The organism is Paracoccus sp. TD-10, assembly GCF_048270675.1.
Taxonomy (GTDB): domain Bacteria; phylum Pseudomonadota; class Alphaproteobacteria; order Rhodobacterales; family Rhodobacteraceae; genus Paracoccus; species Paracoccus pantotrophus.
In genome coordinates this window covers 429,332-444,885 of the sequence record NZ_CP182418.1, presented here as the reverse complement: position 1 = coordinate 444,885, position 15,554 = coordinate 429,332, and the positions used below count along the sequence as shown (strand labels likewise).

Sequence of the window (15,554 nt, the reverse complement as noted above, 5' to 3'; positions counted from 1 at the left end):
CGGACGGTTCAGCCGCGCCGGGCAGTCCGGGCAGGTTTGCGCGCAGGCTTCGCAGTATCGATCGCCCCCGCCAAAGGACCATTCGGCGAGAGCGCGGAGGCGTTTTTTTCCTGTTCCAGCAGAAGGCCCCTGGAGACGTAGGTCAGCTGGAAGGCCTCGAAGATCGGCCAGACGTCGAGCAGTGCGTCGATGGCCTCGGGGCTCGGGTCGATGGGCTTGCCGTCAGCATCGCCGATGCCCTCCCAGGCGAGCACCGCGCGGCGGGCCAGCGCCTTTGCGAACGCAACGGCGCGCTCCTCGTCGGAAGCCTCCTTCGGAATTGCCTCGACGGCGGGATCGCTGCGTGTTGCCACCATCAGGGCGGTGGTGAGCGGGCGGAGCTGCACCCGGACACCGGGCGAGAGGTCATGCCAGCGCGGGGCGTTGGTCAGATCGAGCGTCAGCATCAGTAGGTCTCCACATCGTTCACGAGGGTTGCCGTGCACATCCGGCCGACGACGCTGTCGCGGGCGGCCTGCCAGTCGAAGGTTGCCTGCACGCCCTGCGGCCCGGAAATCTCGATCCGCGGGCGCGGCAGGTAGACGGCGTGCACGGTGAAAATGAAGCTCTCGCTCGAGGGCAGGACGTAGGCGAATTCCATTTCGCAGGCCTCGCCATTGATGGCCTGCGTCACCAGCGTCTGGTCGGCGAAGCGCACCTCGATGCGGCCGGTCAGCGCCGCGATGGATGGGTCCGCGCCGTCGATGCGGCCGTCCGAGCGGATGGTCTCGATCCGGTCTAGGTTGTTGGCGTAGGTGATCTCGGCCGAGACAACGTTGCCGAGCGCAGTGCCATTGCGGCTGATCGCACCGTTGCAATGGCCGAAGCGTTTGAGTTCCAGCGCGGTGGGTGTGCCTGCGCTGGTGGTCGTGCCCACCGTCTCGCCCTGCGCCACCAACCGCGCCGTGGCGGTCAGCAGGCCAGACCGCTGCATCTGCCAGGTAAGCTGGTCGAGCACGCAGCCCGAGTACATCGCGTAGCGCGGCACCTCCGGCATGCCGGTCTCGATAGACATCGAGGGCAGCGTCCAGGACCCCGACTGGAACTCATGGCTGTACGGCGCTTCCGCGCCGGTGGTCGTGGGCGCGCCGAAGGCCGCCTTCAGCCAGAAGCCGAAAGCCTCGGCGTCGAGCGGCACCACGACATCGCCATCGGCGGTTACCGCGTCCTTGATCGGCGCCAGCGGGTCGCGACCGTAGCCGAGAAGTTCCGAGTTCAGCAGCGGCTGCTCCGCCCCCAGCGACGTGCTGGCGAAGGGCATGCGGGTGAAGCCGCTCGCGGGCGGCGTTCCATAGGTCGTCTCGAACGCAAGCGCCATCAGCGCCCGCGCCCCCTGGGCTCGTGCCATGGTGTTCTCCTCGGGTTGTCGGGGTCAGGCCAGTGGATCGGCCGTGGTGTAGTGTAGAATGACCGGGATCACGGCCGCCTTCAGGCTCGCCGCGCCCTCGACCGGGAGATCGACCGGCCTCGGCGCTTCTGCCTCGACCCAGTCGCAGAGCCCGCCCAGCGTGCGGTCCGCGGCGAGCGCCGCGCCGATGCTGGCGGTCAACGTGTCGAAGGCGGCGTCACGGGCGCTGCCCTGCACGACAGCCTCGATCTCGGCGCGGTGCTGGTAGTGGTAGCGCAGCGGCGACAGCGTGACCTCGGGCTCCCCCGGCTCGCCGTCGCGCAGGATCAGCAACCCCCCGGCAGGCACGCGCTCGGGCAGCACCTCGCCGCGCAGGGCGGTGGCAGGTAACGCCGAGAGCCGCGCGTGCAGCGCGGTTAGGATGGTTTCGCGTGGGGTGGGCATTGGAACAGTGTTCTTAATTTCTGCGGCAACGATCCTACCTGTATAGGTTGTTTAGATTTCAGGAGGGTTCGATGAGACTGTTTGGCAAAAAGTCTAGCGGTGGCGGATACGAGAAATCCGGCTCCAAAGGAAAGCCGGGAAGAGGCTACGGCAAAGGGAAGGCGTACTCCAACCCTGACAAGTACAAGCCCCGCACCGAGGCTCAGGCCCGCCGCGAGGAGCGCAAGGTCGACCGCTTCTGGAAGTGAGTCCGAGCTATCGTTAGTGTAGACAACAAGGTGCTCCGACGATTCGGGGCGCCAACACAACAAGATTGCAGAAATGCATGCACGACTGAGGGAGACAGATGCAGGGGCGGATCAAAGCGTTTGTGCACGATAAGGGGTTCGGCTTCATCAAAGTCGACGGGCAGTCAGATGACGTCTTTTTTCACATTTCTAGTGTGAAGGACACATCCGTTCGTTGCGCTATCGACGAACTCGTGGAGTTCGATCCGAGCGAAAGTAAGCGGAAGCCTGGCACACTGGAGGCTTCGAATGTAAGGTTGGCTGCAGGATATGAGCATGCTGCATTTCGGCTGACCGGCCATCCGTCTTCGTACCTGCTCCAGTGGGGCTTCACACAGCTTGACGACCTTGACCCTCGAGGAAACCAGTGCCGCGGTGTCTTGCACGATCTAGCTAAAATTGCGCTCGACGAGGACTGGGCCTACGGGGAAACGCATAACCCGCGAACCCCATTTCCGATACTGCGCAACTACCTGATCAACACCTTCTACAAGCAGTACCGCGACGGCAGAGTTACTGAGGTCGCGCACGGCGGAAAGAGTTGGGCGGCGTTCAACACCGGCTTGGTGGACGACCGATATGATCCGATCTTTGCGCTTTACGAGCAGAATGACCGCCCTCCGCGCCCATGGAAGTTCCATTCGTTCTGTCGACCGAACATCGGGCGAGATGGCCAAGTTTTGGCTCGCAACTTCAACCCCTTGCCAGCCGCTCCAAAGTACTTCGAGAAGGCAGAGGACGTTATTTTTGATCCGGACACTCCGATCCAACCCAGATACGACCACATCGTCTATGACAGCATTGAAAAAGATCGGTATCCGGCTGAATTTTTGAGGAAGCACGTACCGAATGGTCTCGAATGGAAGGATCCCACGAAACTGGAGAAGCCGGAACGAGAAGCGTTTCTGCGCAGCTTCAGGGTGGCTTTAGAAGCTGACGCTCGGACCGATCGAGATATCCGAAATCGCATTGATGATGCCATAGCGCTCGCTGTGAAGCGAGCCCGTTGGAACTTCAAAACTGCAATCCCCCTCTACTACCCGAAGGCGAACGCGATCAGTCTTCTGTTGCCGATCGCACTTGTTGATGACGACAAGGTCGACCTTGCGCTTGTGGTGACGCGGACTGCAGCCGGCGGTTACAGTGGCGAGACGGTCTACAAGCTCAAGTGGGCGTACGACCACGCCCGGCTTGTGTGCAGACCAGACAGCGATTGGCTTACTCCCGGTGCCGGCGATGGAGCCGAGGAAGATGACGAGGCGGCCGAAGAACCAGATGAAGAAGTAGCCGCTGGACACGAACGTGCGGACGACGCAGCCACTTCAGACGAAGCCGACGTCGCATCGCGTCAGGGCGAAGGCCCTTGGGGCAAGCCATCACCCAATCCAGCAACGGCGCAAAAGGAAAGCCTATTCAGCGGTTTATTCGGGCGCCGTTCCTGAGTGTGCGGCGTAACTTCACACCCGAGCCTCCACCCAGTTCGCCACGATCAGCCCCGGCACGCTGTCCAAGGCCCGGTCTGCGTCCCGAGCCAGATCCAGCCGCTTCGGCAGCTTCACCGTAAGCGCCGTCTCCGTCCCATTGGGATTTGGGGTGCGCTTGGGAGCGCGAGTTGGGTGCGTTGGGGGGCGAGTGCCGGTTAGTGAAGCTCACAATGAGCTCAGCCGGGAGTCCCGGATGTGCTCATTGTGAGGTCTTGGTCGCTGCCGCGTAGGCCCATGGCATCAAGGCGTCTATGTCCTTGTCGAGGTGGCCGGTGGCGATGCTTGTGAAGAGATCGCGCAGGTAGGCGTAAGGCTCCACGTCGTTCAGCTTGCAGGTGCCGATCAGGCTGGCGAAGCGGGCCCAGTTGCGGCCACCCTCGTCGTGGCCGGCGAAGAGCGCATTGCGGCGGTTCATGGCCGGGCTGCGGATGGCGTTCTCGACCAGGTTGGAGTCCATGTCGACATGGCCATCGTCGAGGAACAGCCGGAAGCCGTCCTGGCGGCGCAGCATGTAGTGCAGGGCCTTGCCGAGATCCGACTTGCGCGAGGTCCGGTCGGCCTGGGCGGCGAGCCAGGCGAAGAATTTATCGACCAGGGGGCGGGACTGCTCCTGCCGGATGGTGCGGCGCAGGCCGGCATCCTTGCCGCGGATGGCGGCCTCGATCCGATAGAGCGCGGCGATGCGCGCCAGCGCCTCGTCGACAATGGGCGAGCCGGCCTTCGGTCTGGCCGCGATGAGCTTCCTGCGGCCGTGCGACCAGCAGAACGCCAGCGCAAGCGGCTTGCCGCCCTTCCGGTCGGGCTTGGCCAGATGGGTGTAGCCGCCATAGGCGTCGACCTGAATCGTCCCGTCGAACCCGTCGAGGATCTCGTCGGCGTTCTCGCCGGCGCGGCCCGGGCGATAGTGGAACACCACGCCGGGCGGGGCGGGACCGCCCCAACCGCGATCGTCACGTAGCACCGCCCAGAGATATCCGGTCTTCGTCTTGCCGCGCCCTGGGTCCAGGACCGGGGCTGTGGTCTCGTCGACATAGAGGCGGGTGCCGCCGGTCTTCAGAAGCACCGTCATGCGCTCGACCACGGGCGCGATCAGCGCGCCGGTCCGGCCCATCCAGTCGGCCAGCACCGAGCGGTCGATGGGCACCCCGTGCCGGGCCATGACCAGCGACTGCCGGTTCAAGGGCATGTGTTCAGAATGCTTGGCGACCGCGATCTGCGCGAGCAGCGCCTCGGTAGGCCAGCTGCCTTCGAGCAGATGCGCCGGGGCTTTTGCCTGCACCACACCGGCCCGGCCCTTGGGGCAGGCGTATCTGGGTCGCACCGTGACGATCACCTGATACCGCGCGGGGATGCAATCCAGCCGCTTGCTGCGGTCCTCGCCGATCCGGACCATGTCGCCACAGCCACAAGGACAGGCGATGCTGTCGGGCTCGACCACCCGCTCCACATGCGGCAGGCCTTCGGGCAGCGCCCGGGCTTTGCGCGGTTTACGCCGAGCTTTCTTCTCGGGATCGAGCGTGCTGGCGGCGATCTTCTCTTCGACCGCAGCGATGCGCGCCTCGGTCTCGGCGATGGCAGTCTCGAGGTCTTCCAGTGCCAGGTCCAGCTGGGCGGGGTCCAGCTTCTCGGACTTCGGCCCGAACTTCGCGCGGCGATACTGCTGGATCTGGCCTTCCAGCGTCACCACCAGCTCCTTGAGCTCGGCGATGAACGCCTCCTTCTCGGCCACCACCGCTTGCTCGTGCTGGCGTGCCGCGCGTTCGACCGAGGCCTCGAACCGGGCGGCCTCCAGCGCCTCGTGCTGCGCTGCAAAGGCCGCCACCACCTCGGGCGGGAGGTCAGGAAAGCGGCTCAGATCGAGGGGCTGCGACATGGCCCTTTCTATCCGATCCCGGCAGGGAAGCCCAACAAAACAACGCCCGGAACGACGACCTGAGTCACCCCGCCGCAGTCGGCACCGTCACCCGCTGCGCCATCACCCGCCGCCAATCCAGGCCCTCGACCAGCGCCTCGCATTGCGCCCGTGACAGCCGCATCACCCCGTCCTGAACCTTCGGCCAGGCGAACTTGCCCTGCTCCAGGACCTTATACACCAGCACCATGCCGGTGCCGTCCCACACCAGGATCTTCAATCTGTCGCCGCGCTTCGATCGGAAGATCACCATCACCCCGGAATGCGGATCGAGCCGCAGCGTGTTCTGAACGATCAGTGCCAGCGCCTGATGACCGCAACGGAAGTCCACCGGTCGGGTCGCCACCAGGATCGGCAGCCGCTGCCCGGCGACGATCATGCCGACCTGCGCAGCGCACGCACAAGCGCCGCCGCCCGCTCCGCCGACACGTCGCCCGGCACGCGGACAATAATTCCGTCGCCAATCTCGATTCCGACGACCCCTTCGGCACCGCGCGCGGCATCAGGCGAGGCATCCACCTCGTCATCTACCGACACCGGCACGAACGCCGGCACCACGGTCGCGCCTACCGCCTCCATGGCATCCGCCGGCAGCGCCAGAAGCCCCTGTCGCGCCTGGCGCCGCCAGTCCGAGAGCTGATGCGGCGCAAGATCATGCCGCTGCGCGACATCCACAACTCGCACCCCGGGCTGGAAACTCTCCGCCACGATCCGGGCCTTCACCGCCTCAGGCCAGCGCCGATACCCCCGCGTCCGACGAACCACCTCGACACGACCAACGAACCCGTCGCCACCATCCGCCACCATCGCCCCCTTGCAGAAAACCACAAAGAGGCTCGCTCCTACGCAGCTCGCAGGAAACCCACGATATCAATGGGCTGGAGACGGCGCATACGCTTCACCTGCGGCACCAGCAGGAAAATCGGCGCGGTGACCTTGCCGCGTCCGGTCTTCGAGCGCGACACCACGGCCTGGCCTTTGGTGTTCAGCCGTCCTTCGGCCACCAGCAGGCTCGGCCCCGTGCGGCGATAGACAAACCGCAGGCGCAGCCCGCGGCGGCGCTCCCATTCGCCGGGCGTGATCCTGCCGCCCCGCAGGGATTTGCCCGCCGCTGGCAGCGGGATCGCCAGCCAAAACCCGTTCTTGGAGCGGATCAGCGGGCCGGTGTCGTGGGCGCCGACGATGACGGGGGCCTTGGACCAGACGAGCGCCGCGGCGTTCAGGCTCTCGCCGGCCTTCGGGTAGGTCTGGCTGCGGATCGAGTTGGCGAGCTGCCGGCCGAGCCCCGCGCCGGTGATCTGACCGCGCCAGGCGGCCTTGAGCCCGGTCCCGGCCTCGCGCATGGCGGCGGTGACGGCCTTCTCGCCCGCCTTCACCTCTGCGGCCATCGCGACGACGAGGTCCGGGGTAATGTCGAGTTTCAGCTTCATCGAGATCAGGCCGGGCGCAATTCCACGGTCCAGACGAGCCGCTCCCGGTCGCGGACGGGCTCGCCCTGGACGAGGAAGGCGTCGCCGTCGATCTCGATGCGGTCGCCGGGCCGCGGGTTCGCCACCTCGGCGAGGCGTAGATCCAGCCGGGTGGTCTCCGACCAGATGCGCGCGTCGCCGAAGTTCGTGACGTCGTCGGGCCGGCGCAGGATCGCGCGGACCAGCGATGGCGCGCCGCCCTCGGCGGTGTAGACGACGTCACGTGCGAGATGCGCATCGGCGAAGAGCGCGTCGAGGGCGGCGGCGAAGACGGTCATCAGGTTCGCCGCGCCGAGCGCAGCACCTGCGGGCGGGTGCAGATCGGGAGCGGGTTGCTCTCGATCTCGAGCCGCACCCATTCGTCGCGATCCCTGTCAGGGATCGTGCGGGCATAGAGCGGCTGGCCGAGCGTGTTCACCGTTTCGAACGTGTCGGCGGGGGCGTAGTAGATCTCGAAGAGCCCCTCGATGCCCTCGGGGTAGAAGAACGCCTTGTCGGTCGGCACGGTGAAGCCGACGCCGCCGCGATAACGGCGGAAGGTGATTCCCCCGAAGCTGACCTCATCGGCAACGCGACCGCGCAGGTCGGCCGCGGCGGCGGTGTTGAGATAGGTCTCGCGCACCTCCTTGTGGGCCACGAGATCGGCGAAGAAGGCCGAGCCGCATTCCGCGCGGATCTGCACGGCGCCGGCCGAGAGACCGCCCATGGAGTCCTCGACACTCTCGATGAGCGCCTGGCAGCGCTTGCGGAGCGCGCCGGAGGCCGGGCTCGCATTGTCGAGGTCGAAGTCGATCTCGGCCGCCGGCGTGATGCCGAACTCGGTGAAGTAGTTCACAACCGTCGCGTGGTCCTTCGGGTCCTTCACCAGCCCCTGGATGCCGTTCAGAAGGTGGTACTCGAAGGTCGTCTCGGCGTCCTGACGGAGCTTGCGCAGCCTATACGCCACCTCGGTCTGCACCTGTTGGGTCGCGCTCTCCGAGCCGAAGTCACGGACGGACTGGATCTCTGAGGCCCAGAGCACGTCCTGCTTCTTGAACTGCCGGCAGACGAAGGCGCGCATCTCGCGCCGGTCGGGGACCTGCTGCTCGTAGGCCGAGCCGCGCTCGGAGAACGGGATCAGCGACAGGGTCCCGTCGCGGCTCTCGATCACGACGGTGCGGGAGCGTACGCCGCGCGGGCTGAAGAGAGCCGAGCCCGAGAGCAGAGCGGGCTTGTAGGGGATGTTCTCGAGCGCGCGGGTGAGCTCGACGATGGTGAAGGCATCGCCTTCGAAGATGTCCATGGTGGCCATGAGGATGCCTCCTGTCAGGATTGGGTCAGCGGACGAGGATGCCCGCGGCGAGGAGCGCGGTATGGGCGGCCGCGATCTCCCCCTCGCTGTGCGTGCCGGCGAAGACGAGGTCGTGGCGATTGACGATGGCGGGGCCGCGGACGACCGCGACGGCTGGCGCGTCGCCACCGGACGCATCCGCCTTGCCCCAGAGCACGGCGACGGCGGTCTCGGTGCCATCCACGGCGGCCGCGTCGTGTGCGGCGTATTTGCCAGAGGCGGTGATCTTGCCGAGCACGGTGCCGGGCTCGAGCGTGCCCGCGGCGACTGTGATCGTCTCGCGGGTGTAGTCGCGGAAGGCTTCCCAGACGAGGAAGCCCCCGGGGTGTGTGCCTTCGACGAGCGTGGTCATGGTGTCATCCTTTCAGCTTGAAGGTGCGGGCGACGATCTCGCCCCAGGGGCGCGCGGCCGAGGACCGGCCGGGCTGCGGGTGATGGGGCGCGATCTCGGGCTCGGCCTCGGCCTTGGCGGCGAGGAGCGCCGCGCGCACCTCGTCGAGGCTGGCGTTTTGTTCGAGGAAGCGGCCCGCCATCTGCGGCTGACCCGCGAGACGGCAGAGGTCGACGACGGCCCGGGCGTGGCCGATGGCCTCTGCCCGGATCGCGGCGAGATCGGGCGGCGCACCGCTGGGCGCTGGCGTCTCGGCTAGCGGCTGAGGAGCTCCGGAGGCGGCGGCCGGCTCGTCTTCGGCGTCCGCGATCTCTTCGCCGTCGGTGCCGTCGTCGGTATCCTCGACTGCTTCGAACTCACCGCCGTCGCTTTCGTGGTCTGGCTCCGGCGCAGCCTCGACCGCTTCGACCAGCACCGGCGGCGCGTTGCGGAAGCGCCCGATGTCGAAGTTCGCGGCAATCCGGACAGGCTCGATCAACCGGTCGGCAAAGCCTTGGGCCACGGCGTCCGATGCATCGAACCAGGTCTCGGCCGCCATGAGCGTGGAGACTTGCTCGGGCGTCCGGCCGGATTTCGCGGCGTAGCCGGAGACGAGGCTGCCCTTCACCTTGTCGAGCGCCTCGGCCATGGCGCGCATGTCCTCGGCCGTGCCCACCACGAGGCCGGCCGGATCATGGATCATCAGGAAGGCGTTCTCCGGCATGACGATCTCGTCGCCCGCCATGGCGACATAGGAGGCCGCCGAGGCGGCGATGCCGTCGATCCAGACCGTGACCGTGCCTTCGTGCCGCTTGATCGCGTTGTGGATCGCGACCGCGTCGAAGACCGAACCGCCAGGGCTGTTGAGCCGCAGATCGACGGGCGTGCCCTCGGGCAGCGCGCCCAGTTCGCTGAGAAACCCCTTCGCCGAGACCCCGTAGGCGCCGATCTCGTCATAGATCGCCACTTCCGCACCGGTCCCCCGGGCGCGGATCGCATACCAGCTTGCCATGTCGTCACTCCTGTTCGGTGGCCGGATCGGTCGCCGCTGCGCCGTCGTCCGTATCGTTGCCGGCGCCGTTGCCGGGCTCGGCCCGCGTTGCAGGCGTCGCGCGGGCGCCCTGCGTCTCGCCGGGACTCGTGCGGTAGCGCAGGCCGAGACCTGTCGCGCGCGCGGCGTCGGCGGCGTTCTCGCGGTCGACTTCCTCAATGTCGTAACCGGTGGCCTCGACTACCTTGCGCCGCGAGGTGATGCCGGCCTCCATCGCCAGCACCTGCGCCTGGATGTCCTTCAGCGGATCGACCCAGTCCCAGCGCGGCGGGATCCATTGCACCGGCCGCACCGCCGCAGCATCGGCATCGAGCGCGCCCGACAGCACCGCCGTCTCCAGCCAGCGCTGCCAGACCGCGCGGCAGAGCTGGTGCACGATCACGCCATGCTGCAGCTGGCCGATGCGGCGGCGGAACTCGACGAGTTCGGCGCGCAGGGACGAGTAGTTCGCCTGCCGCACATCCCCGGTGACGAGGTGATACGGCAGCCCCAGCGAGGCTGAGACCGCCAGCAGCGTGCGGTACTGGAACGCCTCGTAGCCGCCGCCGACATCGGCCGGCGATGAAAACTTCACGTCTTCGCCGGGCAGCAGCACCTGCATCGTGCCGGGCTCGAGGCTCGCAATGGCGGCGCCGTCGAGATCCGCCTCGGCCTCTCCCATCATGGGCTCTTCGGGCGCGGTCTTGGTGATGAAGCCCGCGAACATCGCCGCGGTCTTCTTCCGGTCGAGCTCTGCGTCGTCGTACTGGTCGAGCAGGAACAGCCGCACCATCGCCGGCGCGATATGCGGCAGTCCCCGGATCTGGCCCGCGTCGATGGGACGGTAGATGTGGAGCACGTCCGCCGCAGGCACGCGCACGGTCTCCGGGATTACCGCCCCCTGGTCGGTCCTGTCACCCGGGTGGCGGCGGCGGAAGTGGTAGGCCACACGCCGCCCGATCCCGTCAAACTCAATCCCGCAGCGGATGCGGTTGCCGTTGGCTGCCGTCTCGGTCTTCTCGAAGGGCAGCATCTCGGACTGGAGAAGCTGCAGCTGCAGCGGCACCAGCAGCCCGTCCTCGGCCCGGCGCGGGCGCAGCCGGACGAAGCACTCGCCCGCCACGAACATCTCGCGCGCGACCATGGCCTGCAGACCGTAGAAGTCGGTCAACGCGTCCGCATCGGCCTCGTCGGTCCAGGCGAGCCAGAGCCGCTGGACCCGGTCGCGCAGATCGGCGTCTCCGATGAGCGATGAGGGCTTGATGCCATCGCCGACAAGGTTTGCCGCGAAGGCTTCGCAGGCGTTGGCGGCATAGCCGTTCGTCACCACCAGCTCTCGGGACCGCGCCAGGAGCCGCGGGCCTCCGGAGGCGACCAGCGCGTTGATGTTCTCGAGCGGCGGGTTCCAGCCCCGCAGCCGGCGTTTCGCCATCGCACCTTCGAGACGGGCGCGCACGGCAGCGGGACCACCAGTTGACCGGCGGCGGAAACGGTCGAAGAGGCCCATCGATCAGAGCCCCTTCACCGTCGTCACGCGGACCTGCCGGACGATCCGACGCCCCTCGGCCGCGGCGATCTCGCGGTCCAGCGCCTCGATGGCCCGGTCGATCTCGGCGACGCTGCGATAGTCCACGGTCTTGCCGTCATAGCTTACCCGCGCCACCCCCGAGGATCGCTGCGCGGTCAGCGCGTCGCGGCGTGCGCGGAGCTCTGCGGCCGTGGCCATGGATCACCTCATGTAGCTCGAGCGCACCGTGCGTCGGCGCGGCATTGGTCGTGTCGGGACGGATGGCGCCGTTGCCGCACCGGCCTCGGGCCCGTCCGGATTCGCCACCCCAAGCTGAGCCTCCAGATCGGCCCAGCGCGCCTCGGGCCAGCGGTCCGCCCCGAGAATCCACGCCGCCGCGCGGGCATAGACCCTTGTGTCCAGCGCCTCGTTGCGCTCGCGGAGCTTCTGCCATTCGAGCCGCGCGAAGCCGCGTTTCGTCCGCACCGTCACCAGCTGCTCGGCGGTCAGCTGCTTCAGCCATTCACCGTCCGCCCAGTCCGACAGATGGATTGTGCCGGGCGGGCATAGCGCACCCGCCGCCTGTTCCTCTCTCGTCGGCCGGTCCTGCCGCAGAAAGCGATAGGTCTCGGCCTTGAAGGTCGAGGTCGCCACGGTCCAGAGCCGGGCGCCGCGGCGGAGCCGTTTGCCCGCGACTGTCGCGTCGACATAGGTCGGCCCGGTCACCGGACTGGTCCGGGTGAAGCCCTCGACGCCCTTCACCGGCGCCACCTGCGCGAACCCCACCTGGCGCGACCAGGCATAGACCGCGCTGGTCTCGTAGCCCGTGTCGATGGCGAGCCGGGCGAGCGTCATCCGCTGACCCGAAGCATGCGTCCAGGTCCGCCCGAGCAACTCCGTCAGCTGCTGCCAGCAGGCCGGATCGCCGGGGCCGCCCTCGAGCACGAGGTGATCGACAAGCCAGCTTTCCAGCCCGCGGCCCCAGCCCCAGACGTCGACCTCGATCCGGTCCTTCTGCACGTCGGCGCCCGCGGTCAGGAACAGACCGCGCTCGGGCACCGTGCCTGGGGACCATGCCTCGCGCCGGTCGGCCAGCCGCTGCCAGTCGGGCGCCTCGCCGGTCTCCATCCAGGTCTCCCCGAGGATGGTGTTCCGGAACGCCCGCATCGCCTCGTCGCTGCCCCGTGCCGTCTCGTGTGCCCGCGCGATCCGCTGCCAGCTGAGCCAGCCCACCGGCGAATAGAGCGCCGAGAGGTGGTAGCCGACCGTCGTCGGATCGGTGGCAGTGGCGGTCGCCCGCCATTCGCCGCGCTCGAGCATCCGCGTCTTGTGGTGCTCGGCGATGGGCCGCTCGCAGCCCTCGCAGAGATATTCGGCCGTCTCCGGACGGCCCTTCTGCCACCGCAGGCGGTCGAACTTCAGCCACTGCATCGCGTCGCAATGTGGGCACGGCACGAAGTACCGCCGCTGATCGGAGGCCTCGAACTCCCGCTCGATCCGGGAGAGCCCGCGGATCGTCGGCGTCGACACCAGGAACACCTTGCGCCGGTGGGCGAAGGTCAGCGAACGGGCTTCCGCCAGCGTGACCGGATCGCCTTCTTCGTCGGCTGAGGCCGGATAGGCGTCGACCTCGTCGAGGAAGATGTAGCGCGCCGGGGTCGAGCGCAGCCCGACCGCCGAGTTCGCGCCGGTCATGATCAGGATGCCGCCCGCGAACTCCTTCGACAGCATCGTGTTGCCCGCGTCGCGGGACCGGGCCGGTTTGACCCGTTCCCGCAGGTCGGGGCTTTCGTCGATCAGCGGGTCGATCCGCTGGCGCGAGTTGCGCTTGGCCAGTTCGACCGTGGGCTGGACCGCCAGCATCGGCCCCGGCGCCTGATGGATCACGAAGCCGATCCAGTTGTTGCCGGCCTCGGTCGCGCCGACCTGCGCGGCCTTCATGAACACGATCCGCTGGGTCGGATCGCCCGGCGACAGCCGGTCCATGATCTCGCGCATGTAGGGCGTGCGCGCAGTCCGGTACTGCCCCGGCTCGGCCGACGCGCGCGAGGCGAGTTTCCGGTGGCGGTCGGCCCAGCTCGAGACGGTGAGATCCGGGTCGGGACGCAGACCTCGCGACCAGGCGCGGATCAGCGCGGCGGCGCCGTCGAAATCGAACGCCTCCAGCCCTTCGCTTGCGCTCAGGGCGTTCGTCCCTTGCGACGGTCCACCGGACCCTCGCATCCGCTTCGCGGACCGGTCCTCACCCAAGCCCGGGTCGGATCTCCGCGAGGCTGTCGAGCTGGGCGCGGACATGGGCCTCCAGAACCTTCTGCATCAGCGCCGCCTCCACCTCGCATCCGTCCCCCAGCGCCGCGGTGAGCTCCGAGGCCATCAGCGCGGCAACCCGCGCCGGCCAGGTCACCCACGCGTCGCGTTCGTCGCGCGCGAGCCGGAACATCAGCGTCTCCGCCCGGGCGCGGTCGACCAGTTCCCCCTTCAGCTTCTGGAGCCGGATGCGCCTTTCCTGCGCCTTCAGCACTTCGTTCGCGGTTTTGGCCTGCAGGAACGTCGTGCCGCCGCCGACGGCCGGGGCGGAAAGCCCCTGTTCCCGAAGCGTGTCGCCGACGGCGGCGGCAGCGGCCTCGGGCACGGGTTTCAGCTTGGGTTCGGGCGGCTTGCGGGTCTTCGACGGGTCCGTCGTCTCGGCCCGCCGGGCGTCGCTGGCGGCCGCGTTGATGCTGCCGTCCGGATAGAGAACCAGCCGCTCGGCGGCCTTTGCCTTCTGGATCGCGCCCCGCGACAGCCCGACATGCGCGGCGTACTGGCGCTCGCTCATGCCCTGCATCGATGGCTCCGATTATCATTCAGAATCATTTGCTTATCGAGTTGATAAGCGCGGCGGAGAGAGCGAACGTCACTCCAACGAAGCGATGCAACTCACCAAGGAGCCACCCCGATGACCCGCCGCGCGACCGACAACACGAAAGCCCTCGACGCCTTCATCGCCGCCAAGACCGAGATCGACGCAATGCTGGAACGGCTCGCCGCCCTCAGTGCGGACCATTTCGAGACCCACCCCGACGAGATCAACTGGGGCCATGTCGGAACCCTGAGCCACTACCGCGCCAAGCTGCGCGAGATCACGGACATGGCCTTCCGCGAAGGCGAACACGCCGAGTGAGACGACCCGCTCCCGGTCCCGCCCGCCGACTGGCGGGCTCGACCTCGTAGAAGGGCCCGCATCCCGCGCGCCCCGATACCGGAGACGACAATGACCCAGCTTTCCGACATCCAAGCCCTGATCTTGAGCGCCGCCGCCCAGCGGCCCGAGCACATCGCCCTGCCGCTGCCCGCGAGCCTGCGGGGTGGCGCGGCCGCCAAGGTGGTCGGCGCGATGCTCGCCAAGGGCTTCCTGCAGGAGGTCGACGCCGACCTGCGCAAGGGCGAGCCCGTCTGGCGCGAGACCGGCGACGGCCACGGCGTCACGCTGGTCGCCACCGGCGCAGGCCTCGCGGCCATCGGCATCGAGCCCGAGGACGCGGACGCGCCTGCGGGCGCCAACGAGGCGCCGATCGAAGAGCCCGCGCCGAACACCCCCAACGAACCGAAGGCCGCGCCCAAGGCGCGCACGCCGCGCGAGGGCACCAAGCAAGCCACGCTGATCGCCATGCTGCGCGCGCCCGGGGGAGCCACCCTCGACGAGATCGTCGCCGCCACGGGATGGTTGTCACACACGGCTAGGGGCGCGATGTCCGGCGCGCTGAAAAAGAAGCTTGGCCTGACCATCACCTCCGAGAAGGTCGACGGAAGGGGGCGCGTCTACGCCATCCGTGACTGACGCTCGGCGCCGAAACGGACAGAAACCGCCGCCACCCGTTGGGCGGCGGTTTCTCATTCTGCGCTCCGCATCCGGATTGCCTCGAACAGTCGTCGCAGCAGGTAACCCCGCGCCAACGACACGCCGACAAAGGCAAGGCCAATGGTCAGATGCTCCGGGAGCCCCGTCTCGATCCCGAACCACGGGAATACGACGATCTGCGTCGCAATGGCCAAAACGTAGCCGACGACAACGTTTGCCGCGGCCTCGACCATCGACATGATCCGGCTCTGCTTCATCGCAGGCTCTCCAGAAACGCCGTCACGAACTCCGCCGCGAGCGGCGGCACGATCGCATTGCCGTAGCCCCGCAGCAGCCCCATGCGGCCGGGTATCCCATCAGCCAGCGGGAATGTTCCTGGCTCAACGGGCCGCCAGCGGTCATCGCGGCAGAGGAGCCAATCCGGATCTCGCCAGACGCCGTGCGGCGTCCCGTCCTTGTGATCTTGCAAGGTCGACGGCATCCATCGCCAACA

The 15,554-nt window shown here is 67.7% G+C and carries 21 protein-coding genes; 4 read left to right on the top strand and 17 right to left on the bottom strand.

Going from position 1 to position 15,554, the window contains the following annotated elements:
- Positions 1-8 precede the first annotated feature (8 nt).
- The 3 genes from ACNKFW_RS02270 to ACNKFW_RS02260 are packed head-to-tail and all read right to left on the bottom strand — an operon-like array spanning position 9 to position 1,831.
- A complete protein-coding gene (locus ACNKFW_RS02270; RefSeq protein WP_418024702.1) occupies positions 9-446 on the bottom strand; it encodes a hypothetical protein in 438 nt (145 codons plus the stop codon).
- Positions 446-1,387, bottom strand: a complete 942-nt coding sequence (locus ACNKFW_RS02265; RefSeq protein ID WP_418024701.1) for a phage tail tube protein — start codon at positions 1,385-1,387, stop codon at positions 446-448. The genes ACNKFW_RS02270 and ACNKFW_RS02265 overlap by 1 nt, the downstream gene beginning before the upstream one ends.
- 24 nt (positions 1,388-1,411) lie before the next feature.
- Positions 1,412-1,831 (bottom strand): acyl-CoA transferase, encoded by a 420-nt coding sequence (locus ACNKFW_RS02260; protein ID WP_418024700.1) that lies wholly within the window; start codon positions 1,829-1,831, stop codon positions 1,412-1,414.
- A gap of 71 nt (positions 1,832-1,902) precedes the next feature.
- On the opposite strand from ACNKFW_RS02260, the gene ACNKFW_RS02255 reads away from it, so the two are divergent.
- Together ACNKFW_RS02255 and ACNKFW_RS02250 are read left to right on the top strand one after the other, a co-directional pair.
- Positions 1,903-2,079, top strand: a complete 177-nt coding sequence (locus tag ACNKFW_RS02255) for a hypothetical protein (protein WP_418024699.1) — start codon at positions 1,903-1,905, stop codon at positions 2,077-2,079.
- 98 nt (positions 2,080-2,177) lie between these two features.
- Positions 2,178-3,560, top strand: a complete 1,383-nt coding sequence (locus tag ACNKFW_RS02250) for a DUF3825 domain-containing protein (RefSeq protein WP_418024698.1) — start codon at positions 2,178-2,180, stop codon at positions 3,558-3,560.
- 241 nt (positions 3,561-3,801) lie between these two features.
- Here the strand turns inward: ACNKFW_RS02250 and ACNKFW_RS02245 are convergent, their stop codons facing one another.
- The 12 genes from ACNKFW_RS02245 to ACNKFW_RS02190 form a co-directional block, all read right to left on the bottom strand.
- On the bottom strand, positions 3,802-5,475 hold the full coding sequence (locus tag ACNKFW_RS02245) for an IS66-like element ISPpa7 family transposase (protein ID WP_024844429.1): 1,674 nt from the start codon (positions 5,473-5,475) through the stop codon (positions 3,802-3,804).
- A 64-nt stretch (positions 5,476-5,539) separates the two neighbouring features.
- Positions 5,540-5,893, bottom strand: coding sequence for an IS66 family insertion sequence element accessory protein TnpB (gene tnpB / locus ACNKFW_RS02240; protein ID WP_028710877.1), 354 nt, complete (start codon positions 5,891-5,893; stop codon positions 5,540-5,542).
- The gene (gene tnpA / locus ACNKFW_RS02235) at positions 5,890-6,321 is read right to left on the bottom strand and encodes an IS66-like element accessory protein TnpA (protein WP_143091340.1); all 432 of its coding nucleotides are present in this window, start codon (positions 6,319-6,321) and stop codon (positions 5,890-5,892) included. Before tnpA ends, tnpB begins: the two co-directional genes overlap by 4 nt.
- 35 nt (positions 6,322-6,356) lie before the next feature.
- The gene (locus tag ACNKFW_RS02230; protein WP_418024697.1) at positions 6,357-6,944 is read right to left on the bottom strand and encodes a DUF6441 family protein; all 588 of its coding nucleotides are present in this window, start codon (positions 6,942-6,944) and stop codon (positions 6,357-6,359) included.
- A 5-nt stretch (positions 6,945-6,949) separates the two neighbouring features.
- Positions 6,950-7,261 carry a head-tail joining protein gene (locus tag ACNKFW_RS02225; protein WP_255330508.1) on the bottom strand — a complete coding sequence of 104 codons (312 nt, stop codon included), beginning with the start codon at positions 7,259-7,261 and terminating at the stop codon, positions 6,950-6,952.
- Positions 7,261-8,274 carry a major capsid protein gene (locus tag ACNKFW_RS02220; RefSeq protein ID WP_418024696.1) on the bottom strand — a complete coding sequence of 338 codons (1,014 nt, stop codon included), beginning with the start codon at positions 8,272-8,274 and terminating at the stop codon, positions 7,261-7,263. The genes ACNKFW_RS02225 and ACNKFW_RS02220 overlap by 1 nt, the downstream gene beginning before the upstream one ends.
- A gap of 25 nt (positions 8,275-8,299) precedes the next feature.
- Positions 8,300-8,665: a head decoration protein gene (locus ACNKFW_RS02215; protein WP_418024695.1), complete on the bottom strand. Its 366-nt coding sequence runs from the start codon at positions 8,663-8,665 to the stop codon at positions 8,300-8,302.
- Positions 8,666-8,669: 4 nt separating this feature from the next.
- Positions 8,670-9,695: a head maturation protease, ClpP-related gene (locus ACNKFW_RS02210; RefSeq protein ID WP_418024694.1), complete on the bottom strand. Its 1,026-nt coding sequence runs from the start codon at positions 9,693-9,695 to the stop codon at positions 8,670-8,672.
- Positions 9,696-9,699: 4 nt separating this feature from the next.
- On the bottom strand, positions 9,700-11,220 hold the full coding sequence (locus ACNKFW_RS02205) for a phage portal protein (protein WP_418024693.1): 1,521 nt from the start codon (positions 11,218-11,220) through the stop codon (positions 9,700-9,702).
- A gap of 3 nt (positions 11,221-11,223) precedes the next feature.
- Positions 11,224-11,439 carry a phage head-tail joining protein gene (locus ACNKFW_RS02200; protein WP_418024692.1) on the bottom strand — a complete coding sequence of 72 codons (216 nt, stop codon included), beginning with the start codon at positions 11,437-11,439 and terminating at the stop codon, positions 11,224-11,226.
- Between the two features lie 3 nt (positions 11,440-11,442).
- Positions 11,443-13,443, bottom strand: a complete 2,001-nt coding sequence (locus tag ACNKFW_RS02195) for a phage terminase large subunit family protein (protein ID WP_418024816.1) — start codon at positions 13,441-13,443, stop codon at positions 11,443-11,445.
- 19 nt (positions 13,444-13,462) lie between these two features.
- Entirely contained in the window at positions 13,463-14,047 is a 585-nt protein-coding gene (locus ACNKFW_RS02190) for a hypothetical protein (RefSeq protein WP_418024691.1), read from the bottom strand.
- A gap of 111 nt (positions 14,048-14,158) precedes the next feature.
- On the opposite strand from ACNKFW_RS02190, the gene ACNKFW_RS02185 reads away from it, so the two are divergent.
- A complete protein-coding gene (locus ACNKFW_RS02185) occupies positions 14,159-14,383 on the top strand; it encodes a hypothetical protein (RefSeq protein WP_418024690.1) in 225 nt (74 codons plus the stop codon).
- Positions 14,384-14,473: 90 nt separating this feature from the next.
- Complete coding sequence (locus tag ACNKFW_RS02180; RefSeq protein ID WP_418024689.1) at positions 14,474-15,040, top strand: DUF3489 domain-containing protein; 567 nt, start codon at positions 14,474-14,476, stop codon at positions 15,038-15,040.
- A gap of 53 nt (positions 15,041-15,093) precedes the next feature.
- Here ACNKFW_RS02180 and ACNKFW_RS02175 read toward each other — a convergent pair whose 3' ends face one another.
- The gene (locus tag ACNKFW_RS02175) at positions 15,094-15,300 is read right to left on the bottom strand and encodes a hypothetical protein (RefSeq protein ID WP_418024688.1); all 207 of its coding nucleotides are present in this window, start codon (positions 15,298-15,300) and stop codon (positions 15,094-15,096) included.
- Positions 15,301-15,314: 14 nt separating this feature from the next.
- A complete protein-coding gene (locus ACNKFW_RS02170; protein WP_418024687.1) occupies positions 15,315-15,542 on the bottom strand; it encodes a hypothetical protein in 228 nt (75 codons plus the stop codon).
- Between the last annotated feature and the right edge of the window lie 12 nt (positions 15,543-15,554).